At 65.2% G+C, this 25023-nt stretch carries 24 protein-coding genes and 1 pseudogene; 13 read left to right on the top strand and 12 right to left on the bottom strand.

The features are described from left to right. Window positions 1–195: 195 nt before the first annotated feature. From DEIGR_RS14405 to DEIGR_RS14420, 4 genes are all read right to left on the bottom strand, one after another. Window positions 196–1365 (bottom strand): DUF885 domain-containing protein, encoded by a 1170-nt coding sequence (locus DEIGR_RS14405; RefSeq protein WP_058978267.1) that lies wholly within the window; start codon window positions 1363–1365, stop codon window positions 196–198. Window positions 1366–1628: 263 nt separating this feature from the next. Next, window positions 1629–2948 (bottom strand): S41 family peptidase, encoded by a 1320-nt coding sequence (locus tag DEIGR_RS14410; RefSeq protein WP_058978268.1) that lies wholly within the window; start codon window positions 2946–2948, stop codon window positions 1629–1631. Window positions 2949–3099: 151 nt separating this feature from the next. Beyond that, window positions 3100–4185 (bottom strand): M20/M25/M40 family metallo-hydrolase, encoded by a 1086-nt coding sequence (locus DEIGR_RS14415; protein WP_058978269.1) that lies wholly within the window; start codon window positions 4183–4185, stop codon window positions 3100–3102. A 130-nt stretch (window positions 4186–4315) separates the two neighbouring features. Further along, window positions 4316–4741 carry a hypothetical protein gene (locus tag DEIGR_RS14420; protein WP_058978270.1) on the bottom strand — a complete coding sequence of 142 codons (426 nt, stop codon included), beginning with the start codon at window positions 4739–4741 and terminating at the stop codon, window positions 4316–4318. Between the two features lie 264 nt (window positions 4742–5005). On the opposite strand from DEIGR_RS14420, the gene DEIGR_RS14425 reads away from it, so the two are divergent. The 8 genes from DEIGR_RS14425 (at window position 5006) to purL (ending at window position 12576) form a co-directional block, all read left to right on the top strand. Then, complete coding sequence (locus DEIGR_RS14425) at window positions 5006–6439, top strand: DR2241 family protein (protein WP_058978271.1); 1434 nt, start codon at window positions 5006–5008, stop codon at window positions 6437–6439. A 57-nt stretch (window positions 6440–6496) separates the two neighbouring features. Then, window positions 6497–6901 carry a transposase gene (locus DEIGR_RS19765; protein ID WP_083524026.1) on the top strand — a complete coding sequence of 135 codons (405 nt, stop codon included), beginning with the start codon at window positions 6497–6499 and terminating at the stop codon, window positions 6899–6901. After that, the gene (locus DEIGR_RS14430) at window positions 6901–7386 is read left to right on the top strand and encodes a transposase (RefSeq protein ID WP_236704801.1); all 486 of its coding nucleotides are present in this window, start codon (window positions 6901–6903) and stop codon (window positions 7384–7386) included. Before DEIGR_RS19765 ends, DEIGR_RS14430 begins: the two co-directional genes overlap by 1 nt. A gap of 644 nt (window positions 7387–8030) precedes the next feature. After that, a complete protein-coding gene (gene purC / locus DEIGR_RS14435) occupies window positions 8031–8747 on the top strand; it encodes a phosphoribosylaminoimidazolesuccinocarboxamide synthase (RefSeq protein WP_058978272.1) in 717 nt (238 codons plus the stop codon). 85 nt (window positions 8748–8832) lie between these two features. Then, entirely contained in the window at window positions 8833–9108 is a 276-nt protein-coding gene (purS, locus tag DEIGR_RS14440) for a phosphoribosylformylglycinamidine synthase subunit PurS (RefSeq protein ID WP_058978273.1), read from the top strand. Beyond that, window positions 9105–9776, top strand: a complete 672-nt coding sequence (purQ, locus tag DEIGR_RS14445) for a phosphoribosylformylglycinamidine synthase subunit PurQ (RefSeq protein WP_058978274.1) — start codon at window positions 9105–9107, stop codon at window positions 9774–9776. Before purS ends, purQ begins: the two co-directional genes overlap by 4 nt. After that, complete coding sequence (locus DEIGR_RS14450; RefSeq protein ID WP_236704758.1) at window positions 9773–10264, top strand: DinB family protein; 492 nt, start codon at window positions 9773–9775, stop codon at window positions 10262–10264. Before purQ ends, DEIGR_RS14450 begins: the two co-directional genes overlap by 4 nt. Before the next feature lie 83 nt (window positions 10265–10347). Further along, window positions 10348–12576, top strand: coding sequence for a phosphoribosylformylglycinamidine synthase subunit PurL (gene purL, locus DEIGR_RS14455; RefSeq protein ID WP_058978275.1), 2229 nt, complete (start codon window positions 10348–10350; stop codon window positions 12574–12576). A gap of 65 nt (window positions 12577–12641) precedes the next feature. On the opposite strand, the gene DEIGR_RS14460 is transcribed toward purL, so the two are convergent. Next, window positions 12642–13007, bottom strand: coding sequence for an endonuclease domain-containing protein (locus tag DEIGR_RS14460; protein ID WP_322787163.1), 366 nt, complete (start codon window positions 13005–13007; stop codon window positions 12642–12644). Window positions 13008–13087: 80 nt separating this feature from the next. Between DEIGR_RS14460 and purF the strand changes: the two genes are divergently transcribed. Further along, a complete protein-coding gene (purF, locus tag DEIGR_RS14465) occupies window positions 13088–14506 on the top strand; it encodes an amidophosphoribosyltransferase (RefSeq protein WP_058978277.1) in 1419 nt (472 codons plus the stop codon). Window positions 14507–14658: 152 nt separating this feature from the next. On the opposite strand, the gene DEIGR_RS20460 is transcribed toward purF, so the two are convergent. Then, on the bottom strand, window positions 14659–15498 hold the full coding sequence (locus DEIGR_RS20460; RefSeq protein WP_153013756.1) for a hypothetical protein: 840 nt from the start codon (window positions 15496–15498) through the stop codon (window positions 14659–14661). A gap of 16 nt (window positions 15499–15514) precedes the next feature. After that, window positions 15515–17008, bottom strand: a complete 1494-nt coding sequence (locus DEIGR_RS19770; RefSeq protein WP_160329945.1) for a DUF3696 domain-containing protein — start codon at window positions 17006–17008, stop codon at window positions 15515–15517. A 265-nt stretch (window positions 17009–17273) separates the two neighbouring features. On the opposite strand from DEIGR_RS19770, the gene DEIGR_RS14470 reads away from it, so the two are divergent. Together DEIGR_RS14470 and DEIGR_RS14475 are read left to right on the top strand one after the other, a co-directional pair. Further along, entirely contained in the window at window positions 17274–17528 is a 255-nt protein-coding gene (locus tag DEIGR_RS14470) for a hypothetical protein (RefSeq protein WP_153013758.1), read from the top strand. Window positions 17529–17629: 101 nt separating this feature from the next. Then, window positions 17630–17965, top strand: a complete 336-nt coding sequence (locus DEIGR_RS14475) for a hypothetical protein (protein ID WP_153013759.1) — start codon at window positions 17630–17632, stop codon at window positions 17963–17965. A 70-nt stretch (window positions 17966–18035) separates the two neighbouring features. Here DEIGR_RS14475 and DEIGR_RS14480 read toward each other — a convergent pair whose 3' ends face one another. Next, complete coding sequence (locus tag DEIGR_RS14480) at window positions 18036–18374, bottom strand: hypothetical protein (RefSeq protein WP_058978280.1); 339 nt, start codon at window positions 18372–18374, stop codon at window positions 18036–18038. Window positions 18375–18472: 98 nt separating this feature from the next. On the opposite strand from DEIGR_RS14480, the gene DEIGR_RS14485 reads away from it, so the two are divergent. After that, window positions 18473–19537, top strand: coding sequence for an IS4 family transposase (locus tag DEIGR_RS14485; RefSeq protein WP_058975330.1), 1065 nt, complete (start codon window positions 18473–18475; stop codon window positions 19535–19537). A 121-nt stretch (window positions 19538–19658) separates the two neighbouring features. Here DEIGR_RS14485 and DEIGR_RS14490 read toward each other — a convergent pair whose 3' ends face one another. Beyond that, window positions 19659–20876, bottom strand: a complete 1218-nt coding sequence (locus DEIGR_RS14490; protein ID WP_058978281.1) for a hypothetical protein — start codon at window positions 20874–20876, stop codon at window positions 19659–19661. Between the two features lie 180 nt (window positions 20877–21056). Here DEIGR_RS14490 and DEIGR_RS19775 point away from each other — a divergent pair. Continuing rightward, window positions 21057–22058: pseudogene (locus DEIGR_RS19775) on the top strand (IS630 family transposase). A 162-nt stretch (window positions 22059–22220) separates the two neighbouring features. Here the strand turns inward: DEIGR_RS19775 and DEIGR_RS14500 are convergent. From DEIGR_RS14500 to DEIGR_RS14510, 3 genes are all read right to left on the bottom strand, one after another. Continuing rightward, the gene (locus DEIGR_RS14500) at window positions 22221–23609 is read right to left on the bottom strand and encodes a serine hydrolase (RefSeq protein ID WP_058978282.1); all 1389 of its coding nucleotides are present in this window, start codon (window positions 23607–23609) and stop codon (window positions 22221–22223) included. Between the two features lie 86 nt (window positions 23610–23695). Next, window positions 23696–23947, bottom strand: coding sequence for a hypothetical protein (locus tag DEIGR_RS14505; RefSeq protein WP_058978283.1), 252 nt, complete (start codon window positions 23945–23947; stop codon window positions 23696–23698). 90 nt (window positions 23948–24037) lie between these two features. Then, window positions 24038–24934, bottom strand: coding sequence for an SMP-30/gluconolactonase/LRE family protein (locus DEIGR_RS14510; RefSeq protein ID WP_058978284.1), 897 nt, complete (start codon window positions 24932–24934; stop codon window positions 24038–24040). Window positions 24935–25023 lie beyond the last annotated feature (89 nt).

Consider the following 25023-nt stretch of genomic DNA (forward strand, 5'->3'; position numbering starts at 1 on the left):
TCCGTGCGGAGCGGGGGGAGGGCGAGGCGGACGTCTCCCCTCCCCCCCGCCTGTGATACGGATTCCGTCTGTTTCGTTGACAACCCGGAACCGCACCGGGTTGCCAACTCCACGCCCGGAACCCGTTTTTCTCCTCCTCGCATCCGCTCGGGTTGAAAGATGTTGCACACCTTTCAACCGGAGTCCGTATGACCTTTACGCGCGCAGCTGGCCGGGCGTGACAGGTTCGCGCAGCAGCCGCGCGTAGGCGTCTGCGCCGCCCCGGTCGAGTTCGGCGCCCACGAGGTCCCCGCCGACCGAGTACGTGAAGATGTACGCGCGGAAGTTCGGGTTCTGGATGAAGCGCAGGGACTGCGCGGCGCGGGCGTCGCTGGCCAGGGCGTAGGTGCGCAGGAAGTCCAGCACCTCGGCCTCGGTGGCGCCGTCGGCGTGCAGGCGCATGGCGGCCTCGCCGCTCACGCCGCCCAGCGCCTTCTTGACGTGACTGGCGGTCAGGAACGTGCGGATGTCCTCGGGGTCCACGCCGGCCAGCGCGGCGAGGTCGCCGGTCAGCCACGCCTCCAGTTCCTCACGGGTCATCACGGCGCGCAGGGCGTTCACGGCGATGCCCTCCGAGACGACGCATTCCGGCGCGTTGATGAGCTGGATGCCGTGTTCAACCCAGCCGCGTTCCCGCACCAGCCGGGCTTCCTTGGTGGCGTGCTCGGTGTGGTGGCCGGGGTAACCCTCGTGCGCCATCAGGTCGGGCAGGGCGGGCAGCAGCACCGGGAGGTCGGTGTTGATGTCGATGCGGCTGCGCAGGTTCCCCAGCGGCCAGTTGTACCCGCTCCAGGGCCTGTCGGTGACGAGTTCGATGCTGAAGTCCTCGCCCTGGGGCAGCCCGAAGCGCTCGGTGACGCGGGCGCGCAGTTCGGCCAGGATCGGCTGCGCCACCCGCAGGATCTCGCCGCGCGGTACGGCCAGCCGGGCGCGCAGGGCCTCCTCGCGCGCGGGCAGGGGGCCGATGCCGGGCAGGGTGGCGTCCAGTTCGGCCAGTGCGGCGTCCAGGGCGCCCAGGTCGGCGCGGCGCGGTTCGATGTCGTACAGGCCGCGCACCTCGTCGGCGTAGGGGATCGCCTCGCCGGACAGCAGGCGGGTCATGGTGTGCATGGCGCGCACCTGCACGTCCAGCCACGCGCGCCGCCCGGGTTCGGGCACGCCCGCCACGTCGGCCAGGAGGGCCTGCGCCTCGTCCCGCAGCGCCTGCGGATCGCGTGTCTCCCGCACGGCCCAGTCCTGCGGGCCGCCGTACCCGTCGATGAAGCCCTCGGAGTGCGCGTCGATGGCGTGGGCCAGCCGCACGTAGCGTTCTGCGATGTCGCTCATGCCCCGGAGGATAGGCCCTGCGCGGGGTCCGGGGCGCGCGGCGCGTCCGGCATCGCGGGGCAGCAGGCCCCGCCGCATCCGGTGGGCCGCGCCGGGTGCCTGGGGTCATACGGGTTCCGTTTGTTTCGCCAACAATCCGGAACTTCACCGGATTGCCGGCTCCACGTCCGGAACCCGTTTTACTCCTCCTCTGCGGGGCAGCTCTACGAGTCGCATCCGCTCGGATTGAATGGCCTTTGCAGCCCATTCAATCGGAGTCCGTATCAGGGGCGCCCGAAGGGGTTCAGGCCCAGGGTGGGCGCGCCGCTCAGGGCGTCCACCCCGGCGCTCAGGAGGCTGTCCACGCCGCGCGTGAGTTCGCGGGTGGTGGCCTCGTTCTGCTCGCGCACCACGTCCGGGGTGACGCTGACGGGGTAGGGGGTGCCGTCGGGTTTGGCGTAGTTCAGGATGGTCAGCTGCAGCGCGCCCTCGCCCACCGGGTAGACGCGGGTAGCGGTGTTGCCCACCCCGGCGGTCTGCTCGCCCAGGACCGGGCCGCGCCGGGCGTACTGGATCTCGAACGCGAAGAACTCGCTGCACGAGGCGCTCCCCTCGTCCACGAGCACGGCCATCGGCCCGCTCCAGAGGTTCGGGTTGCGGACGCTGCCCGCCAGTCGCCCGTCCTCCAGGCGGGTGCCGCGACTCACGACCGTGCGGGCGTTCCCGTCGGCGCTGCGGGCCAGCCGGGTCAGGTTGGGCACGAAGGCACTGACGGCACTGTCGCACTCGGCGAGGCTCCCGCCGGTGTTGCCGCGCAGGTCCACGATCACGCCGCTCGCGCCGCGCGCCTGGGCCTGCCCGACCAGATCGTGCACGCGCTGCGCGACCCCGCCGCCCGACAGGAACGTCGGAATGCGGATCACGGCCGCCTGCCCCGTCCCGGCGGGCACGAAGCTCAGGCGCGGCAGGTCCACGGTGCTGCTCTCCCGCGCGGTGATCGTCAGGTTCAGGGGTTGCCCCAGCCGCTCGGCGCCCAGGGTGATGGTCTGGCCCTTCTCGCGCGCCGCGCGGAGGTTCTCGTAGGTGTACGCCTTCCCGTCGATGGTGAGCAGCACGTCCCCGCGCCGCAGCCCGGCCTCCTCGGCGGCGCTGCCGGGCACGACCTCGGTCACGACGCGGTTCTGCCCGTCCAGTGAGCCCAGCTTCACGCCGAACTGCAGCCGGTTGCCGCCCGTGATGCTGGCGCGGAAGTCGCGGTAGTCCTCGGGCGTCTGGAAGAAGGAATGCTCGTCGCCCAGCGCGGTCAGTTCGGCCTCCACGACCGGGTAAGCCTTCGCCTCGGCGCAGGTGTCGGGCGCAGGCGCGCAGACGTTGTCGAGCCGCTCCTGGTACTCGCGGGTCAGCGCGGCGCGGTCCACGCCCGACAGCCCGCCGTACTCGTTCTGGATGAGCTGGTTGACGCGGTTGAAGAGATCCTGCGCGGGGGACACCACGCCCTGCGCCCGGGCGGGCGCGAGGCTGCCGCCCAGCAGCAGCGCCGTGAGGCCTGCCGCTCGCGCGACGCGGAGGAAGGGCCGGGCGGTCAGGGTGTACGGGGCGTTCATCGGTCCCCGTATTGTGCGCCGCACGCATGGGAATTTGGTGGGCGGCGATTGCGACGGAAGTCACAGGATTTGCCCGCCAGGACGCCCAAATCCCCCCCGACCGGGGGCGTGCTGCGCAGCGGGTCAGTGCCCGGCCCTCAGCGCCTCACCTTCAGCGGACGGGGCGGCGCTGGTACAGCTCAACCACGCGGCGCAGGAACTTCAGGCCCGGCGTGAGGCTGCTGGTCTGCACCCACTCGTCGGTGCGGTGCGCGTTCCCGCCGCGGTACACCCCGGCGGCCAGGGCGGGCAGGTCGTGCGGGACGGCGGCGTTCGCGTCGGTGCTGCTGCTCGCCACGCGCAGGTCGATGCGGCCCTCGCGGCTGGCGTCGCGCACCAGGTCCAGCAGCGCCTCGCCGCGCAGGTCGCCGCCCGGGCGGTCCCCGACGCGTTCCAGATGCAGTTTCACGCCCGCCTCGCGCGCCGCGGCGTGCAGGGCCGCCACGGCGCGGCGGTCCAGGTCGCCCAGCACCTCGCCGTCCAGGGAGCGCAGGTCCAGCAGCAGTTCGGCGGTCCCCGCGATGGAGTTCACGCTGGTCCCCCCGGTCGCCACGCCCACGTTCAGGGTGGTGCGCGGGTTGACGGGCAGGTGCAGGGCGTACAGGGCGCTGATCGCGCGGCCCAGGGCGTGCAGGGCGCTGGGCGCCTGATCGCCCCAGGAGTGCCCGCCGGGCCCGATGAACGTGGCGCGGTAGCGGCGCACGCCCACGGCGCGGGTCACGGCGATGCCCAGGTAGCCGTCCACGGCCAGGAACGCGCCCAGCTGCGGGCGGTGGGCGCGCAGCAGGTGCTTGGCGCCGCGCAGGTCGCCCAGGCCTTCCTCGCCGACGTTCGCGGCGGTCCACAGCGGGCGGCGCAGCTGGGCGGGCCGCTCGCGCAGGTCGCGCAGCAGGGCGGTCATGACGGCCAGACTGGCGCTGTTGTCGCCCACGCCGGGTCCCACCAGCCGCCCGCCCTCCTCGCGGACGGTCACGTCGGTGTCCGCGTCGAACACGGTGTCGAGGTGCGAGGCGAGCAGCAGCGCCGGGAGGCCCTCGGTGCCGGGGGGCGTGAGGCGGGTCAGGACGTTCCCGGCCTCGTCGCGCTCGACCGCGTAGCCCAGGTCCGTCCACAGGCCCGCGATCAGGTCCGCGCGCCGCTCCTCGTGGAAGGTCGGGGCGGGGGTCTGGGCGATGCGCTTGAGGTACGTCAGGGGCATTGCGCGTCATTGTACGTGCGCCTGCCCGGGCGGATGCCCAGATCAGCGCGCCGCTGCCAGTGGAGGGGCCCGCGCGTCCCGGCCGCCGGAAGGCAGTCAGGGCGCGCGGGCCCGGGAGGTGCGGCAGGGCTCAGCGGCGCAGCATGCGGCTGCCGATCATCCCGGCCAGCCCGACCAGTCCGGCCTTCACCAGGGGGCTGCTGAGCATCCCGCCGGGCGCGAACGCGGCTTCCAGGGGGCTCTTGCCGTCCTGCGCGGGGGCCTGCGCGGTGCGGGTGTAGGCGTCCACGAGGTCGTCGTCGTCGTCGTGGCGGACCTGGGTGACGGGGTTGGCGGGGCTGCGCACGATGGCGTCGCCCATCTCGCGGCGCTGCTCGGGGCTCATGCCGCCGACGTAGTCGCGCAGGATCTGGTTGCGTTCCTCGGGGCTGGCCTGCTGCAGGTAGTCCTGGATGTACGCGGCGGCTTCCTGGGGGCTGACCTGCCCGTCGCCGTTCGTGTCGCGGGGGTCGAGTCGGGCCATCTGCTCGTGACGGTCTTTCTGCTGGAAGAACATGCGGGTACCTCCGGGGTGGTGGGGGCGCGGTCAGCGGCTCGCCGCGCGGGACGTGGGGTTCAGGGGCAACGCCGTCCACGCTACCTGCCGCCGGGCCGGTCGGGCGTGAGGGGGACCTTCAGCGGCGTTCACGCTCGCCGCCGTCCCGTCCCGCACCTGCCCCTGCCCTGTGCCCCAGCCGCTGTGCCCCAGCCGCTGCCCCTGCCGGGCGGGGCGATCCGGGGAACACTCGCGGGGCGCGCGGGGCGCTACAGTCCGGTCTGTATGCGCTCACTGGTGCTGATTGGTCACGGGTCCCACCTGAACGGGGAATCGGCGGTCGCCGCGTACCGCTACGCGGAACTGATCCGCGCGCGCGGCCTGTTCGACGAGGTGATCGAGGGCTACTGGAAGGAGGAACCGTCGCTGCGGCAGGTCCTCCGGACGACCGCCAGCACCGACGTGACCGTGATTCCCATGTTCATCAGCGAGGGGTACTTCACCGAGACGGTCATCCCGCGTGAACTGGGCCTGGGCCACCAGGGCCCCGTGCCGCCCGAAGGCATCGCCCGCGTGATCGGGGGGCGCACCGTGCGCTACACCCTGCCGTACGGCGTGCACCCCGGCATGACGGACGTGATCGAGGCCCGCGCCCGCGAGGTGCTGCCCGATCTCGGCCCGGACGGCCCGACCGACGGGGTGGACACGGCGCTGATCGTGCTGGGGCACGGCACGACCCGCAACGAGAACAGCAGCCGCGTGATCTACGAGAATGCCGCGCGCCTGCGTGCGGGGGGGCTGTTCAGCGAGGTGCACACCCTGTTCCTCGACGAGGAGCCGCGCGTGACCGGCTGGGCCGACCTCGTGCGGGCCCCGCGCGTGGTGATCGTGCCGTTCTTCGCGTCCGAGGGCTGGCACACCCTGGAGACCATCCCGCAGGACCTGGGCCTGACGGGCACGGTCACGGACTTCCCCGGCCAGCCGCACGGGCATCAGCAGGTGTTCTACGCCCGCCCGGTCGGCACGCACGCGGCCATCGCGGACGTCATCGTGCATCTGGCGGAGGAGGCGCGCGGCGCGGGCGGTCCCGGCGGCGACACCGAACGCGGGCACGAGGCCGCGTGGCAGGCGTTCCTGACCCTCGCCCGGCGGGGCGCGCGGGTGGGGGAACTGCTCGTCACGCCGGAACTGGGCGTGTTCGAGATCCGCAACGCGCTGGACGAGGGCCGCCCGGGCGGCGACCTGATGACGCTCGTCACGCCCGAGGGCGTGCGCGACCGGGTGCGCTTCACGGACGGCGGCGAGCACCGCCCGGTGCACACGCTGCGCAGCCTGCCGCGCGGCTGGCGGGCCGTGCTGAACGAGGCCGACCTGCGCCGCGCCGTGCACTACACCTACCCGGCGGTCGTGGAGGAAACGTACGCGCACGGCTGCCACGCGCTGCGCCCCACCCCCTGGGCGACCACCGCGCGGCGGCAGACGGGCATCTACGCGAAGGTGCAGCGCGCCGTGCCCGAACAGGTCGAGCGGGTTGCCGGGCGGGTGTGTGCCGCCTGCCTGCGCACGCGCCTGTGGGCCGGGGAGCGCCTGACGCATTCGTTCCTGGACGGCGTGCCGGGCGGGATGCCCTGCGCGGAAGCCTGCACGTTCCTCGTGGCCGAGGTCCGCGAGGAGGTCGCGCGGAAGAAGGCCGGAGCGGCCAGCGCCAGCGACGACTGAGAGGCTGTCTGGAAAGAGGGTTGAGGGAGTGGTGTCGAAAACAGCGTACTGTTTTTTATGACTCGGCACCGACACTACCCCAGCGATACCAGTGACGCTGAATGGGCCATCCTCTGCCCACTGATTCCCGCGCCTCAACCAGGCGGACGTCCAGCACGCATCCATCGCCGGGATGTCGTTGATGCCATCTTCTACATCACACGTGGCGGCGTGTCCTGGCGCATGTTGCCTGCCGATTTTCCGCACTGGAAGACGGTGTACAGCTACTTCCGGCAGTGGAAGCTCGATGGCGTCTGGCTGCGCGTCAATGACGCGCTGCGCACCCAGACTCGAACGGCCATGGGCCGCAACGCCCGCCCAACGGCGGGCGTCGTGGATTCCCGAAGTGTGAGGACCTCCCAAAAAGGGGGGTCAGAGGGTACGACGGGGGCAAGAAGATCAACGGACGAAAGCATCACCTGATCGTGGATACGCAGGGGTTGTTGCTGGGTGTCACCGTCACGGCAGCGAACATCAGCGACCGCGAGGGTGGGAAGGTGTTGCTGCGACAGGTGCACCTGTCGCAGCCGCAGTGGTCACTCCATCTGTTCGTGGATGGAGGGTATGCCGGGCCGTGGGAGGCGTGGGTGAAGACCACTCTGGGGTTCAGCGTGGAAGTGGTACGGCGTGCGGATGCCAACACCCGAAGGTATTGGCTGCCTGTGGGACAGGAATTGACGGAGGAACAGATCAAGACGTTCAGGGGGTATCGGACGTTCAAGGTGCTGCGCAAGCGGTGGGTGGTGGAGCGGAGCTTCGCGTGGTTGTCGTTTGATCGTCGCTTGAACCGGGAGTATGACCTGCTGCCGAGTACAACGGCGGCGTTCATCGTTGTGTCGTTTGTTCGGCTTATGATTCGCAGACTCGCGGCGTTCGCTGGTGAACAGCCGTCACCAGCTCGAAAATGACTTTCCAGACAGCCTCTGAGCAAGACTCCGGTTGAAAGGTTTGCAGATCTGTTGACGAAACAGACGGACTCCGTATCCGCAATGGTGCGGACAGATTCATCACGTCAGGGCAGACCAACGATGAACACGCCGTGCTTACCCCTCCCCCTTGAGGGGGGAGGCTGGGAGGGGGTGAGCAGGAATGGCGTCGCAGAAGACGTTTTCCATGCTTGTCCCTTCTGGCGCCAGAACAGTGCCCGCACCACTGCTGAGCAAGACTCCTGACCCGGACTCGGGTTGCAGGGGCGTGGCGTGGGCGGACCGGTGGCCTGCCCCTCTGCTCACGCCATCTCCGGCCACGCCATCGGGGCACGCCCCCGGCAGGGGGTTCGTCCAAGTCCTCTGAACACCCCGGCATATGGCTCATGCGGGGGTGTTACGCTGCGCAGCGGTGACCGCCCTGTTTGGGGGCGGGCATACATCTTCTCTTCCACCCGCGTCCTGTGAGACGCCCCGCACCCCACGCACCGGGAGCGGTAAGCCCGTCCGAGAGACGGCGATGGAGGCCTGCACATGCTCAGCACTGCGACATTCCAGCGTCGCCCCGCCTGCCGGGGGACGCGTTTCCTACATTCCGGGGAGCGCGTCCTCCCCACGGAGGCCGTATGACCAGAGGCGAACTGAAGTACGAGGGGAAAGCCAAGCGCGTCTACGCCACCGCCACCCCGGACGAGTACGTCGTGGAGTACAAGGACGACGCGACCGCCTTCAACGGCGTCAAGAAAGCCCAGATCGGCGGCAAAGGTGCCATCAACAACGCGATCACCGCGCACCTGTTCCCGCAGCTGGAGGCCGCCGGGGTGCCCACGCACTTCCTGGAGCTGCTGTCCACCACCGAGCAGCGCGTGCGGGCCGTGACGATCATTCCCGTGGAGGTTATCGTGCGCAACGTGGCCGCCGGGTCGTTCAGCAAACGCCTGGGCGTCGAGGAAGGCACGCCCCTGTCCCGCCCGGTCGTGGAGTACTGCTACAAGAGCGACGCGCTCGGTGACCCCCTGATCAACACGGACACCGCCGTCGCGCTCGGCTGGGCCACCCCCGAGCAGCTAGCCCGCATCCGTGAACTGGCGCTGAACGTGCAGGCGTTCCTCGTGCCGTACTTCGCGGCGCGCGGCGTGAAACTCATCGACTTCAAGCTGGAATTCGGCACGCTCGCGGACGGCACGGTCGTCCTGGCCGACGAGATCAGCCCCGACACCTGCCGCTTCTGGGACGCCCAGACGAACGAGAAGATGGACAAGGACCGCTTCCGCCGCGACCTCGGCGGCGTGGAAGACGCCTACGCGGAAATGTTACGGCGCGTGACCGCGCCTGCCAGTTGATGGTTGAAAGTTGACAGAACGCCCCGTCTGCCTTTCTCCATCAACCATCAACCATCCTCTATCAACCCTCCGAAGGAGCCCCACCATGTCCACCTTTAAAGCGAAAGTGTTCGTGACCCTGAAGCCCAGCATTCTCGACCCGCAGGGCCGCACTGTGGAGCGGGCGCTGTCGCACCTGGATCACGGGAACGTCGGCGGCGTGCGCGTCGGGAAGTACATCGAACTGACCCTCTCGGGCAGCCGCGCGGAGGTCGAGGCGCAGCTGAAGGACATCACCGAGAGCGTGCTGAGCAACCCCGTGATGGAGGACGCCCGCTGGGAGATCAGTGAACAACAGGGCGAGGAGCGGGTCGGCGCGTGAAGACGGCCGTCATCCAGTTCCCCGGCAGCAACTGCGACGGCGACGCGCTGCACGCCGCGCAGCTGCTCCTCGATCAGGGCGCGCAGTTCGTGTGGCACACCGAGGCCGGACTCCCGCAGGGCACCGACTTGGTATTCCTGCCCGGCGGCTTTTCTTACGGCGATCACCTGCGCTCCGGCGCGATTGCCGCGCGCAGCCCGATCATGCAGGCCGTCAAGGCGCACGCCGAACGCGGCGGATATGTGCTGGGCGTCTGCAACGGCTTCCAGGTCCTGACCGAGTCCGGCCTACTGCCCGGCGCACTCTCGCGCAACCGGGACCTGCACTTCCTGTGCCGCCCCGTGCACCTGCGCGTGGAGAACACCGGCACGGCCTTCACCAGCGCGTACACGAAGGGGCAGGTCATCGAGGTGCCCATCGCGCACGGTGAAGGCAACTACTACGCCGACCCCGAGACGGTCGCGCGGCTGGAGGGCGAGGGGCAGGTCGTGTTCCGCTACGTGGACAACCCGAACGGCAGCCTGAACGACATCGCCGGGATCGTCAGCGAACGCGGCAACGTGCTCGGCATGATGCCCCACCCCGAACGGGCTGTGGAGGCCCTGCTGGGTAGCGAGGACGGCCGGGGCCTGTTCGACAGCCTGAAGGGCGCGCTGGTGTCCCGGTGACCACCCCGTCGCCCGGTGCCGTGACGGCCTACCTGGCCGAGCAGTTCCGCAGCGAACTGGAGCTGTTCCGCGCCGCGCTGGAGCAGGCGCCGGGCGACGCCTTCCACACGCCCCGCCTGGGCCACAGCCCCGCGTGGCACGCCCTGCACATCGCCGAGTGGCTGCGCCTGATGGTCCTCGACGACCGCACGCCGAACTACCACCACCTCGGCTGGGAGGACAACGCCCGCGTGCAGGCGCTCGGCACCCAGCCCGCGCCCGTCCGCGAGAGCGACCCGCGTGAACAGATCCTGGCCGCGCTGGAACAGACCGGCGCGCGGGTCGTCGCTTGGCTGGAACAGGCCGACGACACCGCCCTGGACGGCGAGGTCTTCAGCGCCGCCACCCCCAGCGGCACCCGCCCCCGCCGCCTCGCCCTCGGGATGCAGCTGCGCCACGTCGGCTACCACCGCGGACAGCTGAACCTCCTGCTGAAGTCGCTGTCCTGATCCGCAGGCGTGACCCGCACACCCTCTTTCCCACTCCCGATCCATCCCCGCCCGGGCCGCGCCCGGGTTTGCAAGGAGCTTCAATGACGCAAGCCGCCACCCTCCGCGACCGTGCGGGCACGTTTGGCCTGTCCACCGAAGAATTCGACCTGCTCGTCTCGCGTATCGGCCGGGAGCCGAACGCGCTGGAGGCCGCCATCGTGGGCGCCATGTGGAGCGAACACTGCGGGTACAAGAACTCGCGGCCGCTGTTCCGTCACTTCCCCACGACGGGCCCGCAGGTATTGCAGGGTCCCGGTGAGAACGCGGGCGTGGTGGATATCGGGGACGGGTGGGGCGTGGCGTTCAAGATGGAAAGCCACAACCACCCGTCGGCGGTGGAGCCGGTGCAGGGCGCGGCGACGGGCGTGGGCGGCATCCTGCGCGACATCTTCGCGATGGGGGCGCGGCCGTTCGCGGTGCTGGACAGCCTGCGCTTCGGGAACCCCGACAGCCCCAGGACGCGCTTCCTGCTGAACGGCGTGGTGGAGGGCATCGCGCACTACGGGAACGCGATCGGCGTGCCCACGGTGGGCGGCGAGGTGACCTTCCACCCCAGCTACCAGGAGAACCCACTGGTGAACGTGATGGCGCTGGGCCTGCTGCGTCACGAGGATCTGGCGAAGGGGACGATGGGTGAGGTCGGGAACACCATCGTGTACGTGGGCAGCAAGACCGGGCGGGACGGCCTGGGTGGCGCGGTGTTCGCGTCCGCCGACCTCAGCAACGCGTCTCAGGCGGACCGCCCGGCGGTGCAGGTGGGCGACCCGTTCATGGAGAAGCTGCTGCTGGAGGCGACGCTGGAGGCCATCCAGGCGGGCGTCGTGGCGGGCGTGCAGGACATGGGCGCCGCCGGACTGGTGAGCAGCACCTGCGAGATGGCGTACCGCGCCGGGCTGGGCATCACCATGGACCTCGATCTGGTGCCCACCCGCGAGGACGGCATGGTGCCCATGGAACTGTGCCTGAGCGAGTCGCAGGAGCGCATGATCCTCGTGCCGGTGCCCGGCAAGGAGCAGGACCTGCTGGACCTGCTCGCCAAGTGGGAACTGGACGTCGTGACCATCGGGCAGGTGGAGGCGCACACCAACTACCGCCTGACGTGGCGCGGCGAGGTCGTCTGCGACCTCCCGGTGGACCTGCTGAACGAGGCGCCCAAGTACACCCGCGAGGGCATCGAATCCGACGAGATCAAGGCGAAGCGCGAGCGTGACCTGAGCGGCGTTCCCGTCCCCGGCGACCTCGGCGCGGTCCTCACCGACCTGCTTGCTCATCCCACGATTGCCAGCAAGCGCCCCATCTACCAGCGCTTCGATCATCAGGTCATGACGAACACCGTCGTCGTGCCCGGCGCGGCCGACGCCGCCGTCATGCGCGTCAAGGGCAGCCCCATGGGTGTGGCCGCGACCAGCGACTGCAACCCGCGCTTCGTGTACCTCGACCCGTACGCGGGCGCTGCCGCCGCCGTCGCCGAGGCCGCCCGGAACCTCGCCTGCGTGGGCGCGACCCCGCTGGCCATCACGGACAACCTCAACTTCGGCAACCCCCACAGACCCGAGGTGTACTACCAGCTGGAACGCGCCGTGCACGGCATCGCCGACGCCTGCCGTCATCTCAACACCCCCGTCACCGGCGGGAACGTCAGCCTGTACAACCAGTACACCGAGGGCGACGAACGCGTCGCCATCCACCCCACCCCCACCATCGGCATGGTCGGCGTCCTCCCCGACGTCACCAAACGCGCCACCATGGACCTCAAGGGCGAAGGCCACACCCTCTACCTGATCGGCGAACACGCCGACTCCATCGGCGCGAGCCAGTACCTCGAAACCGTCCACGGCCTCGAAGCCGGACACGTCCCCACCCTGGACCTGACCCGCGAACAGGCCGTCATCGACGCGACCCTGCACCTGATCCGCGCGGGCCTGACCGACACCGCGCACGACTGCGCCGAAGGCGGCCTCGCCGTCGCCCTGAGTGAAATGGCCATCGCGGGCCACACCGGCCTGAACGTCACCCTGAACGCCCCCACCACCACCCGCGCCGACGCCCTCCTGTACGGCGAGGCGCACGCCCGCATCCTCATCGCCACCACTGACGAGACCAGCACCGAAGCGGCCCTTCAGGCCCAGGGCGTCCCCTTCACCCGCCTCGGCACCAGCGGCGGGGACACCGTCACCATTGCCCTCCCAGGGCACCACATACACTTGAGCGTGACCCTCAGCGCCCTCACCCACGCGTTCACCACCCCCCTCGCGGAGATCCTGGGATGAACCGCGGCGGGAGCGGTGGTCACACGGCCACCCCCCTCCCAACCTCCCCCACAAGGGGGGAGGAGTCACGTCACGCCTGCCAGATGCTCCGCGACGCGCGCCAGCACACCGTCCAGGTTGCCCCGCACCTCATGGTTCCAGAAGCGCAGCACCGTGAACCCGTCCGCCGTGAGCTTCGCGTCCCGCAGCCGGTCCGACTCGCTGCCCGCGTGCTGGCTCCCGTCCAGTTCCACCACCAGCCGCGCCGGATAGCACACGAAATCCACCACGAACGGCCCGATCACCTCCTGCCGCCGGAAACTCACGCCCAGCCCTGCCCCGCGCAGGCGCGACCACAGCAGCCGTTCCTCCGGCGTCATGTCACGCCGCAACCGCCGCGCCACCTCGGTGCTGACGCTTTCCCTCTGTCGCCTACGCTGCATCCCGCCCATCTTTTCACCCCTCCCCCCTCGTGGGGGAGGCCGGGAGGGGGGGCCACGCGCGCCCCCGGCCCCCACCTCTGGAGCCTCGCATGATCTTTGATCCGATTCTTGATAAGCCGCAGGATGAATGCGGTGTGTTTGGCATGTTCTCGCCGGAGCCGCTGGACCTGGCGTGGTTCACGTACCTGGGCCTTTTTGCGCTGCAGCACCGTGGGCAGGAGGCGGCGGGGATGTGCGTGTCGGACGGGGAGAAGTTCCACGTGGAGAAGGACCTGGGTCTGGTGACGCAGGTGTTCGACGAGCGGCGCCTGGACAGCGTGCGGCTGGCGAACGCGCGGGTGAGTATCGGGCACGTGCGGTACAGCACGACCGGAAGTAACCTGCGCTTCAACGCGCAGCCGCTGACGACCCGGACGAACAAGGGCATCCTGGGGCTGGCGCACAACGGGAACTTCGTGAACGCCCGCGAGGTCCGCAACGACATGCTGATGCAGGGCGCGTTGTTCCAGACGACGAACGACAGCGAGGTGATGCTGAACCTGATCGCCCGCGAGAGTCACCTGGACCTGATCGAGGCGACCGCCGCCGCCATGAAACGCCTGAAGGGGGGTTTCGCGTGCGTGCTGATGAGCCGCACGCAGCTGCTGGGCTTCCGCGACCCGAACGGCGTGCGGCCCCTGGTGATCGGGCAGCGGGACGACCACGCGTACGTGATCGCGTCCGAGCCGTGCGCGCTGTACGCCGTCGGCGCGCGCCTGATCCGTGACGTGCAACCCGGCGAACTCGTGTGGATCGACCGCACGGGCCTGCACTCCCTGATGGTCGAACCCAGGAAGCCCACGCCGTGCGCGTTCGAGTGGATCTACTTCGCGCGCAGCGACAGCCAGCTGGACGGCGCGGACGCCCACGAGAGCCGCATCCGCATGGGCCACCAGCTGGCAAAGGAACACCCCGTGGACGCCGACATTGTCGTGCCCGTCCCGGACAGCGGCATCGGCGCGGCCATCGGCTACGCCCGCGAGAGCGGCATCCCGTTCGACTACGGCCTGTACAAGAACCCCTACGCGGGCCGCACGTTCATCGCCCCGACGCAGGAAGCGCGCGAGTTGAAAGTCAAGATGAAACTCAGCCCCACCAGCGCCGTGCGCGGCAAACGCGTCGTGCTGGTCGACGACAGCATCGTGCGCGGCACCACCAGCCGCCAGATCGTGAACCTCCTGCGCGAGGCGGGCGCGACCGAGGTCCACTTCCGCGTCAGCAGCCCGCCCATCAAGCACCCATGCTTCTACGGCATCGACACCGCCGCCCGCAAGGAACTGGTCGCCAGTACGCACAGCATCGAGGAGATCCGCGACCTGATCGGGGCGGACACCCTGACGTTCATCAGTGAGCAGGGCATCCGCGAAGCCGTCGGCGGCCCCGGCCTGTGCTTGGCATGCTTCAACGGGGAGTACCCGGCAGGCACCCCCCTGTTAAATGACGTGGACAAGCTGGCGCTGGAAATATAATCAACGGAATCGTCAGTACTCAATACGCGCCTTATTCATAAATATTTTAATCCAATAAACAAACGTACTCACCTCGGCGGCATCTAAATTTGATCTTAATTCTTAATTTAAAGATTGCAAATTTCTATTTTTTAAGAAGTATATGTATTTTTCTATCGAGTATAGTTATCATGTTGTGACTCCGAATAATACTTAGTTATGACCACAACATCACCATCTTCAATGTAGTGGACTCTCGCTCCACCGACATAGAATCTCCATTCGCGCGACTGCTCTATATAGTGATCATTAATATCAGATCTTCTACCGCAATTCTCTCTGCGCAAAGAAAGCCTCTTCGCAATTTGCATTAGGGCTTCCGCTTTAGATTTTTCATTCAGTTTAGATATGTCTCTAACAAATCTGTTTTCGATCCTAAAATTCCTAATCTCCTTGTAGTCGTTATCAGGATACATGATTTCAAAATATAGATTAACAGCTTCCTCTATGCTCTCCGAATTGTCCTCTACTGTAAAATAGAATTTTTTACACAAGGAAGTAAGACTAAGTATGGATATATCTTCATTTTTTGGAGTTATTTGAATATTTTTTATATCACCCCTGATATTTCTCTTCTTAAGTAGTACTTTTCTAATAAAATCAGCTTGACCAAAATTGTCAGATAAATTAAGTATGAAGCGAGCAAATTTCTCCTTACTAGAAGGCTCTATAAAACTTATCAGATCATCAGGAATCATGTCCTGATCCTTCTCTGATATCGGCGTATTCACGAATAATTTAGTAAATTCACTATATAGGATCGGATACATCATCCTTTTCCAATTCTCATCCTTTATATAAGGCGGCTTTTGGGCATCCTCAATTATATAATTATATATTTCTTCAGGAAAAAACGGATTTACGCCCAGTAGTTTAACAAGCCGCACCATATGAAGCATCTCATAAATGAATTTATCCCTCTCATCATTATCTGACCAATCGTCTTCACTCATCAGAAAAAAACCGGGTTCAACCGCGAACATCCACACCTCTTCGCTTCTGCCGCTTTTTTATACCTGTTTTAAGTATGATTTCCTGCTCAGAAACATTTTGATCAAAGAATCCTTTTGGCCAATTAACTACGCCAAACTCTTCATCTATCTTTATTTTTTGATACTCAACATTATTTTTCACATTCTCAGCAAAGTAGATTGACGTGATATCTTTAATTGACGTTGAGTCATCTTCAACTATTCTGCGAACCATCCTGTTAATTAGATGGTCGCTGTGCGTTTCAACGATTACAGATTTACCCGAAAGCGCCAAAGATATCAGAAAATCCGCTAAATGCATCTGTAAACCGGGGTGCAGGTGTATCTCGGGTTGTTCAAGTATCAGAGTAGATCCCTCAGGCATTCTGAGCCCTTCTAAAATTATCGGGAAGATTTGGCTCACTCCAAACCCAACATCGCTAATATTAACGAGCGTGCCAGAAGGCGATTTCATTACTAGTTTTAGCAATTCGCCTGAATAAATATTGTCAAATGCATTTATTCCCATTCTATCTAGCCAGAAATTCATGCTATCTATTAGTGATGACTGCTCGCATTTAACGAATCTATTTCCTTCAATCCTAATCGAATTATTAATCTGCTTATCTCGCTCCGATAGAAGAATATATGGTGCATTTTCACCCTTGACGCCAATCTCCTTGAAATCCTCTTCAACAACATATCTCCGTTGCGGTTCATATCTCAGGGGACCAATATAATTATAGCTATTGAGCAGGCCTTGTAGCATTTGACCAATGTAATTTACAATAATCCGCAGATCCTCTAAGCCGCTAACATGCCTCTCCTCACTTGTAACACCCAGCGCAACGTACGGCCTAGCACCTATAAATGAAAGAGTTATATCACATGAACCTCTTGAAATTCTATCTCCTTTATCTTTAGTTCTGGATAGATATCTTGGAATATTTTTAAAAACTGCATGATATTTTGCATCAGACTTTCTCTGCAAAATAATCTCAAGCAGATTATCAGCAGATTTTATAGAAAAGTTCATTGTTTTTACTACTATGTCTTTTGCGGTATCTATAAAATCCGCTCCATCATTTTTGTTTAGATTTTCCAATTCAATACCATAGTGCAAAACAGCATCGTCTAGATTAAATCCCAATCCAGCTATTTGTTGGACCCAAAATGCCACCGAGAGCCCGAGTCCGTAATCATTATCAATAATTCCTTCATCGTTTAGCGTAAGGGAGATACTTATATTATTAGCAGGGTTCTTACCATAAACAACTTCATTGTAGGATCCTAAATGGGCATATTTACCATTAAATATTACCGTCCTCTCTGTTGAAGCATTCATCATAGTTTGCTTCAGAAGTAGAATCGCCTGAAGTATTGAGCTCTTACCACTACTGTTAGAGCCGCAAAAAATAGTGATAGGCTTGATGTCCAAGTCATCAAGACTCTTTATGCCTTTGAAGTTTTTCAGAGACAGCTTGTTTATCACAAAATCTCCTAACGCGACCATGGTAAAAAATGAATGGCGGTTGTCGTACACTAATCCACTCAACCGTCTATCTTCATTAGGACGCACGCAGTAGTGAAATTATGCTGCGGAATTCTATCAACGCCAACGTAATATTTATGCCCCGGCCCTACGTGAGCGTGGACGCCGTAAAGCACGAGGGCGGGACACTTACGAACAGTGATCTCGCCTGTCCGTTGCACCTTCGCCTACGGAAAGTCCCTCGGATGTTCTGCACACTACGATCATGACAAATGTTCGGGCGTGGCGCGGCGCAATCTTGGCAGTCTGTCTCCTGTTCGCGGGGGCGGGGGCGCATCAGCCGCTGTTCAATCCGGGCAGCGGCACGCAGGACACCGCGTTCCAGGTGCCGCAGCCGACCGTGTCGAAGGTCATCACCATGCAGGGCCGCGCGGGAGGCCGCGACTGGTACGCCCTGACGACCGGGCCGGGCTTCCGCTTGGACGTGGCGGTGTTCGGCGGATTCCGTCTGTTGCGTTGACCACCCGGAAGGGCACCGGGTGATCAACTCCACGCCCGGAACCCGCCCTGCTCCTTCTCGCTCCGCTCGGGTTGAACGGTTGTGCCAACCATTCAACCGGAGTGGGTGTCAGTTCCGCGTGTGACGCGGCGTACCGTCCCCGCCTGTGGCTGGTCGGGCCGGGCGTGCCGGTGGGGTCTGGGCAGCCGGAGTTCATACCGGACGGCTGGGGCGCGGTGGGCGTGTCCGGGCCGTACTCGGCGTACTCGGGGCATGGCGTGGTGGGGTGGCGCGGGCCGACGCTGGCGCGCACGCTGGGGGCCGGGACGCACTACCTGGTGGTGGAGCATGGCGCGCGGGGCGGATGGTCGTTCATCTCCCTGGCGGGCGCGGAGGTGCCGGGCGGCACGCCGGACGGTCGCGCGGCGCTGGGTCGCTTCGCCCGCTGCGGAGGGTGAAGGGCGGGCAGGATCCCTGGCTCCTCTCGAGGGGAGCTGTCGGCACAGCCGACCGAGGGGTCAAGCAGACTCAGGGGCGGTCGTACACCATCAGGACACTCATGACGGCCGCGCTGCTGGGAATGTCGGCGTACATGCCTTGTGTGTAGGCGAAGACCGTGCAGGGTGTCCCGTCGGTTTCGACTGTGAACTGCCCGACCGAGTGGAAGGAATCGTCGTCAGGTGCAGCCGGACGGTGTGGGCCCAGTTCATGTTCAAGGGCACTCATGGTGGGCTGCTGCGTGGGCGTGTAGGTCAGTTTCACCCACAGTGATTCCTCGTGCTCGCCGACGGACCCGACGCGCAGGTCGGCAAGGGATTCCGGAAGGGCTGCCGGGGGTTCGTCCAGGTCGTCGCTGCGCGCGCCCACTGTGGCGGTCAGGCTTTTCGTGTCGGGTGCGCGGGCTGACTACCCTTCAAAACGCACAGTAGGCAGCAGAAAGTCGGCTCCTGTACGGTATTTCTGCGATGAAAACCCTTAGGAGCCGACCACCTCACGATACCTTGCAGACCGCCTTGCGGTCTGCTTTCCCTGTGGACGCTCGCCGCCTCGTCGTCTTCACGGCCCTGATCCTGGCGGTCATTCAGGCGCGCACCGTTGTCCTGTACAGCCTGAAGACGCATGTCGCCCTCCCGGGCTCGTTGACGACTCGGTATCAGCGGCTCTGCCGGTTCGTCCAGTTCCCGTTTCCTGAGGCGCTGTTCCCCCGATTCGCCTTGTCCTTTCTCCCGCCCGGCCCAGTCGACCTCATTCTCGATCGCACCAACTGGAAACTTGGCCAACAGGACGTCAATATTCTCCTGCTCTCTGCCGTGTGGAACGGGTTCAGTTTGCCGCTGATGTGGACACTGCTCCCGCACGGTGGGGCCAGTCGTTCCTGTGTCCGGGAAGCGCTCGTGGAGCGCTTCCTGAAGCTCTGCCCAGATCGGGAGATCCGGTGCCTGCTCGCGGATCGTGAATTCATTGGGCAGCACTGGTTTCGATTCCTCGACCAGCACGGGATTGCACCCTGCATTCGTCTCCCAGCTCGCGCCACGATCGGCGCGCACGGCATGCCGGTCTGGGCGGTCTTCAAGAACCTTCAGGTGGGTGAAGTCAGGGTCTGGCATCGCCAGACCCGCATCTACGGTGTGAATCTGCGAGTGGCGGCCACGAAAAACGCAGCCGGTGACATGCTGTACCTGGCGTATCGGGGGCACGCCCTGCCGAACATGCGCCGGTATGCCCTGCGCTGGCAAACAGAAAATCTGCACGCCGCGTTGAAAACCAGAGGGTTCAACCTGGAAGATACGGGTCTGACGCGCCCCGAGCGAGTGTCTTCGCTCCTGACGGTCGTCAGCGTCGCCTTCATCTGGGCGTGCGTGACGGGCGAGGTCGTGGCACGTCGAACAGCTACCAAAGTAAAGAAACACGGACACCGCACGGTGTCTGTGTTTCGACTCGGGCTTGATCATCTCCAGGATCTTCTGCTGCATCCGTCCGGCGCATCCTGGCGCACCTTGAGCACACTCATGCCCCGTTTTGAAGGGTAGTCAGGTGCGCGGGTCAACGTCTGGCAGATCTGCTTGAGGCTGCTGGGGGAAGCGTAGTCGATGGTCATGGTGTCCTTGTTGCACGCGGTGAGCAGGAGGATCAGGGCGATGGGGAGGGACTTCATCGTCGCCCGCTCCGGGCGCGGATGGTGTCCAGTGCGCCCTGAGTGTCCCAGGCGTCCCGCTCGCCTGGGATGGCGCGGTAGGCGTCGTAGGCGGCGTCGTACCGCCGTTCGGCGTTGCTGAGTTTGGTGCGGGCGGTCTTCAGCTGCGCGTCCAGGGTCTTGAGCTGCTGTTGCCGCTCGGCTTTTTCAGCGGCGCTGGTGGCTTCCTTCTGAAACTGCACGACTTCCTGCCGCCGACTTTCGAGGTACCTCAGTTCATCCTTCGCGATCTCCCATTCGGATCGACGCAGGGAGAGGTTGGCCATCGTGTCTTTCCGGCTGGTCGCCTGCGCGCCGAAGCTGGACTGGTAGAACTCGTTGGCGACGATGCCCTGCACGGACTGCGGGCTGATGGGTTTGCGGGCGGCGGCGGCGATGATGACGGGTCGCATGCCGGTGCGCGCGGCAATCTGCGTGGGGGTGAAGCCCATGCCGACCATGAGCCGCAGGGCCATGAAGTTCTGCTCGGCGTGCCGGGTCTCGTGATACAGCGTGTCCAACACGTCACGGATCTCCTCGGGGGTCATGTCAGGGCGCAGGGTGGACGCGTTGAGTTCCAGCTGCCACGTTTTGAACGTGAACGTACCCAGCAGGGAAGCGGACATGGGTGTCGCGGTGAACTGCGGTGCGGGCAGGCCGTTCGCCTGACTGAACTGCTTCAGGAGTGCCTCGATGGCCTGTTTTCTTTTGCTGGCGGTGTCCAGGGTGTTCCACGTCTGGACGATGCGGTCTGTTTCCTTGATGTACCGCGCGAAACTTTCCGGGCGGGCCAGTCCGGCGGGGAACAGTTTGGCCATCTGCTCAGGGGTGATGGCACCGGTCGGCAGAAAGCCGCCCAGTTGATTTCCGTTGGCGAGGACGGTGCTACGTCCACCATAGAGGGCCAGGTCGAAGGTGGCTTGCCAGCTGGCCACGCCGTTCAGGAAGGCGTGATCCACGGTGCCCGTGACCGGCAGTTGAAGCTTCTCCTGGATGGCCTTGATAACGGTCGGGGTGTACTGCTGTGCGTTGGCCTTGTACCACGTTCTGGCTGTTTTGAACTGCGCGTTGGTCAGGTTGTCGAAGGTGAAGCCAGTGGCAGGATCAATTGGGGCCGTGGGTTCGGGGGTGGTGGGCTTGAGTGGCGTGACGGCTGCGGTGTCGGGGGTGATCGCCCGTGGCGATTTGACCTTCACGGTTTTGATGGACTGTGACGAACTGGGATGCTTGAGAGTCGTCCCCGTTCCTGCGCGTGCGAAGGGCACGGGGCGGGCTGTGGCTGGCGGAATGGTATTCGTCTTGGCCTGGGGGAGTGTCTWAGGGCGCGTCTTATTGATTCCTGCGTTGGAGCGTAACGAGAGGGGTACGATGAGGGCATGCCGCCAGCCTGGCAACCCACCCGGTGGACCCGCGAACAGATGGAAGAACGGCGACTGTTCGCTGAGCCGTATCTCCGCGCAGGGGAGCTCAGCTCCACCCAGATCGCCGAACGGTGCGGCGTCAGCAGCAGTGCCGTTCGACGATGGCGACAACGTCTGCGCACACAGGGCTCTCTTGAAGCCACCATTGCTCCAGGCCGCACACCACGACTGACAGACGCTCAGATCGCCCAGATCATGACGATCCTCAGCGCGGGGCCGGGCCCCGCGCAGGCCCCGAATGCCCGCTGGACGTGCCCACAGGTGCGCGAGCTGATCGGCCAGACCTACGACGTGTGGTACGACGTCGATCACCTCAGTCGGCTCTTACGGCAGTGGGGATTCACACCACAGAAACCGATGAGGCGGGCACGAGAACAGGATCAGGAGGCCCTCGTCACCTGGGTGGACACCACGGTGCCCGAGTTGGAAAAAAAAAGTTGAGGCCGGAGAAACACTCGTCTTCATCGATGAGGTGGGCTTCAGCTTGAAGCCCACCGTGACCCGCACCTGGGCCCCCTGTGGTCAGACGCCCGTGTTGGTGTCCAAGTACCGCTGGGACAGCGTGTCGACGATTGGAGCGATCGCCACGACGGGACAGTTTCTGCAACACACGCATCCAGCGTCGATCAACGGCGCACACGTCCTGTCGTTTCTGTCGCATCTGTTGCGTCACATTTCTGGATCGATCACGGTACTGCTCGATAACGCCCGCATTCACAAGACGAAGGCGCTGGGCGCCTTCGTTGCAGCTGAACCTCGATTGTCGGTGGTGTACTTCCCGCCATACGCGCCTGAACTGAATCCGATTGAGCCGGTGTGGGCGTATGTGAAGCAGCATGTCCTCGCGAACTTCTGCCCGTCAGATCTTCAGACGTTGAGGCCCGATTGCCCGTGGCGTGGCGGAAAGTGCGAGCGGCTGAGCTTCCAAGGCGCCTCCTGCATGGAGCTCGGCTGTGACCCAGTTGCGCAGGAATCAATAAGCTGATGGTCTGGTTTTGGGTTCGAACATAAGGCACTTCCCTGTGGTCGTCCGGTTTCCGTTCGACGCTAGCAGGAGCGGATTGGACGCGCCGCCTCACTTGTTGACCGGCCGACCAGTTCAGTGTTGTTCTGGCATGCTCAAGGGGCGCTCCGCGCGAGCCTCTTGGCGTTCTCCAGGACGTACCGGGCGATGTCCGGTAGTTGCTCTTCGATCAGCAGGCTGTCCATGACGTCCGAGCCGGGGTTGAAGTAGGCGTACGCGAAGGTCTGCCCGCCGGTCAGGCTCAGCAGGCCACTCATGGTGACGTTCCGCCAGCCGCTGCCCGCCTTGCTGCCCCAGTAGGCGACGGTGGGGTCCTTGGCGCGGCAGCATCCCTTGGCGAGGGTGTCGCGCAGGAACGCTCGGTTGGTGGCACTGAGGCTGGGGTCGAGGTGCATGCGGGTGATGAGCGTGGCCCATTCGCGGGGGGTGCTGCGGTTCTGCAGGTACACCTCAGTCTGGGGGTGGTAGGTGGGGCTGAAGAACGCGCGGTCGAGGTCATCGAGGAGGCGGTCGGCGTTCAGGGTCTGCGCCTGCTGCACGGCGCGGGCGCGGGTCTGGGCTTCCTGGGCGGGTGGGAGGGTGAAGGTCTGCTGCGCGCCGGTGTTCACGTCGGGGCCGTAGAGGTCGGGGAGGAGTCCGGCCTGCGCGGCCCACCACGCCTTGGTGGTGGTGTTCACGCGGGTGTGGCACGCGCCCTGCGCGGTCACGAGGGTCTGGAGGCGGTCGGGGCCGTAGCGCAGGTGCAGGACGTCACTGGCGGTGTTCTCGCTCTGCACGATGGCCTGCGTGGCGAGGTTCTGCACGGTACGCGCGCCTGGCTGGTACGCCTCGATGCTGCGGTTGGCCTCGGTGACGCTCAGGCGGGTGTTCAGGCTGAGGCGTCCGGCTGTCACGTCGCGCAGGGTGCCCCACACGACGATCTGCTTGAAGGTGCTCGCCAGCGGGTACAGGCTATCCGGGTCGTTGGCGATGACGCGCAGGGGCGTGCCGGTGCGCGGGTCGATCTGCGCGAGGTAGAACCCGACCGGGCCGCTGGCGAAGGCGGGCGGCTGGTACGGCAGTTCCGGCACCGGGGTTGGGGCACGGCAGGGCGTGACGGGCACGGGCTCGTACGTCGTCCAGGCTTCCTCGGGGTACACGTCCACGGCGATGAACGGGGCGGGTCCCTCGACGCCCGCGCGGACGGGCATCAGGTTCACGCGCAGCGGGCGGCCCTGGGCGCTGCGAATCTGGATGTCTTTGCCCTGCACGCGGATCTGGATCTGGTCCTGCGCGGTGGGCACCGTGCGGGTCAGGGTGGGCAGCGTGGTCGTGAAGTGCAGGTCTGCGCCGGTCCCGCCGGGCGTCCAGCGGACCGTGCCGTCACGGGCGTCCAGGCCGGTCAGGGTCAGGCGGTAGAACGGGGCGTGCCACGCGCCCTGCACGGTGGGGGCACCGTGGGCAGTCGTGACGAGCAGCGCGGCGATCAGGGGACGCAGGTTCATGTGGCGCGTTCAGGATGGCACGCTGTGGGCAGAACGGGTGACGGAAACGCCCCACCGGTCGGTGGAGCACTGGGGCAGCGCGCGGCTCAGTGGGGGTTGGGGGTGCGGGGCAGGCGTTTGGGCATGCCCAGGCCCAGGCCGGTCAGGAACCCGCCGATCACGGCGAGCACGGCGGTGATCAGCACGGTGTTCAGCGGGCTGGGGAAGTTGGTGCTGCGGTTGGCGTTCGCCACGGCGTGCAGCTGGTTGATGTCGATGACGTCCTTCCCGAGCAGCAGCGCGGCGGCGATCAGGATGATCACGCCGAAGGTCAGGGTCACGCGCGACAGGATCTGCATGACTCCAGTGTACGGAGGGCCGCCCCGGCATTCGGACGGGCGGCCCTTATGCCGTTCTTGGCGAATCGCGCGCTGTTACAGGTACGGGCTCTACAGGGTCAGGGCGCGGGTGGTGGTGGGGACGCGCCAGAAGCCGCTGCTGGCCGTGACGAACAGGGTCTTTCCGCCTGGGCCGCCGAAGGCGACGTTGCTGACCGTCTCGGGGAACAGGATGCGGCCCAGCGGCTGGCCGTCCGGGGTGAGGACGTGCACGCCGTCGGCGGCGCTGCTCCAGATGCGTCCCTGTTCGTCCAGGCGCAGGCCGTCGGTCTTGCCGGGACTGACCGTGAAGTGCAGGTCCTGCAGGGTGGCCTCGCCCTGCGGGGTGACGTGGTAGCGGTACGTGCCGGGGTTCTCGCCGGTGTCGGCCAGCAGCAGCGTGTCGGGGCCAGCGAAGGCCAGTCCGTTGGGTTTGTGCCGGTCGCGGATGGGGGCGGTCAGGGTGCCGTCGGGGGCCAGGCGGAATACCCAGCGGCCGGGGATCTCCATGGGTTCGCCGCGTCCGCCCTCCTCGGGTTTGTCCAGGCCGTAGGTGGGGTCGGTGAACCACAGGCTGCCGTCGGGGTGCTGCGCCACGTCGTTCGGGGAGTTCAGGCGCGCGCCCTCGAAGCGGTCGGCCAGGGTGGTCCAGCGGCCGTCGTGTTCCTGGCGCAGCAGGGCCCGCTGGCCGTGCGAGCAGGCGATCAGGCGGCCCTGGGCGTCCAGGGTGTGACCGTTCTGGTAGTCGCTGGGGTTCAGTTCCTCGACCAGCTGTCCGTCGTCGGTGTAAGCCCAGGTGCGGTTCTGCCGGACGTCGCTGTAGATCATGCGCTGCCGGGCGGGGACGTAGGTGGGTCCCTCGGTCCAGGTGTGCCCGCTGCCGAGCTGTTCGGGCGCGGCACCGTCCGGGAAGAGGGTGTGGAAGTCCGGGTGGGCCGCCTGGAAGGCCGCGTGCGGGTCGGTGGTCATACCGTCATGGTGGCGCGTTCCGGGCCGGGCCGGGTGGGGGTCGTGTGAACGGGTGTCCACGCTGGCAGGGTGGTTACGCACGCGGGAAC

The organism is Deinococcus grandis (assembly GCF_001485435.1).
GTDB classification, from domain to species: Bacteria; Deinococcota; Deinococci; order Deinococcales; family Deinococcaceae; genus Deinococcus; species Deinococcus grandis.

Bases quoted from the DNA above. Each gene is read 5' to 3' on its own strand.
- DEIGR_RS14415 (WP_058978269.1), bottom strand. From the start codon at position 4,185: ATGCCCCTGACGTACCTCAAGCGCATCGCCCAGACCCCCGCCCCGACC.
- DEIGR_RS14485 (WP_058975330.1), top strand. From the start codon at position 18,473: ATGAAAACCCTTAGGAGCCGACCACCTCACGATACCTTGCAGACCGCC.
- DEIGR_RS14420 (WP_058978270.1), bottom strand. From the start codon at position 4,741: ATGTTCTTCCAGCAGAAAGACCGTCACGAGCAGATGGCCCGACTCGAC.
- purC (WP_058978272.1), top strand. From the start codon at position 8,031: ATGACCAGAGGCGAACTGAAGTACGAGGGGAAAGCCAAGCGCGTCTAC.
- DEIGR_RS14500 (WP_058978282.1), bottom strand. From the start codon at position 23,609: ATGAACCTGCGTCCCCTGATCGCCGCGCTGCTCGTCACGACTGCCCAC.
- purL (WP_058978275.1), top strand. From the start codon at position 10,348: ATGACGCAAGCCGCCACCCTCCGCGACCGTGCGGGCACGTTTGGCCTG.
- purS (WP_058978273.1), top strand. From the start codon at position 8,833: ATGTCCACCTTTAAAGCGAAAGTGTTCGTGACCCTGAAGCCCAGCATT.
- DEIGR_RS20460 (WP_153013756.1), bottom strand. From the start codon at position 15,498: ATGAGTGAAGACGATTGGTCAGATAATGATGAGAGGGATAAATTCATT.
- DEIGR_RS19765 (WP_083524026.1), top strand. From the start codon at position 6,497: ATGACTCGGCACCGACACTACCCCAGCGATACCAGTGACGCTGAATGG.
- DEIGR_RS14505 (WP_058978283.1), bottom strand. From the start codon at position 23,947: ATGCAGATCCTGTCGCGCGTGACCCTGACCTTCGGCGTGATCATCCTG.
- DEIGR_RS14410 (WP_058978268.1), bottom strand. From the start codon at position 2,948: ATGAACGCCCCGTACACCCTGACCGCCCGGCCCTTCCTCCGCGTCGCG.
- DEIGR_RS14460 (WP_322787163.1), bottom strand. From the start codon at position 13,007: ATGGGCGGGATGCAGCGTAGGCGACAGAGGGAAAGCGTCAGCACCGAG.
- DEIGR_RS14425 (WP_058978271.1), top strand. From the start codon at position 5,006: ATGCGCTCACTGGTGCTGATTGGTCACGGGTCCCACCTGAACGGGGAA.
- DEIGR_RS14470 (WP_153013758.1), top strand. From the start codon at position 17,274: ATGACAAATGTTCGGGCGTGGCGCGGCGCAATCTTGGCAGTCTGTCTC.
- DEIGR_RS14510 (WP_058978284.1), bottom strand. From the start codon at position 24,934: ATGACCACCGACCCGCACGCGGCCTTCCAGGCGGCCCACCCGGACTTC.
- purF (WP_058978277.1), top strand. From the start codon at position 13,088: ATGATCTTTGATCCGATTCTTGATAAGCCGCAGGATGAATGCGGTGTG.
- DEIGR_RS14405 (WP_058978267.1), bottom strand. From the start codon at position 1,365: ATGAGCGACATCGCAGAACGCTACGTGCGGCTGGCCCACGCCATCGAC.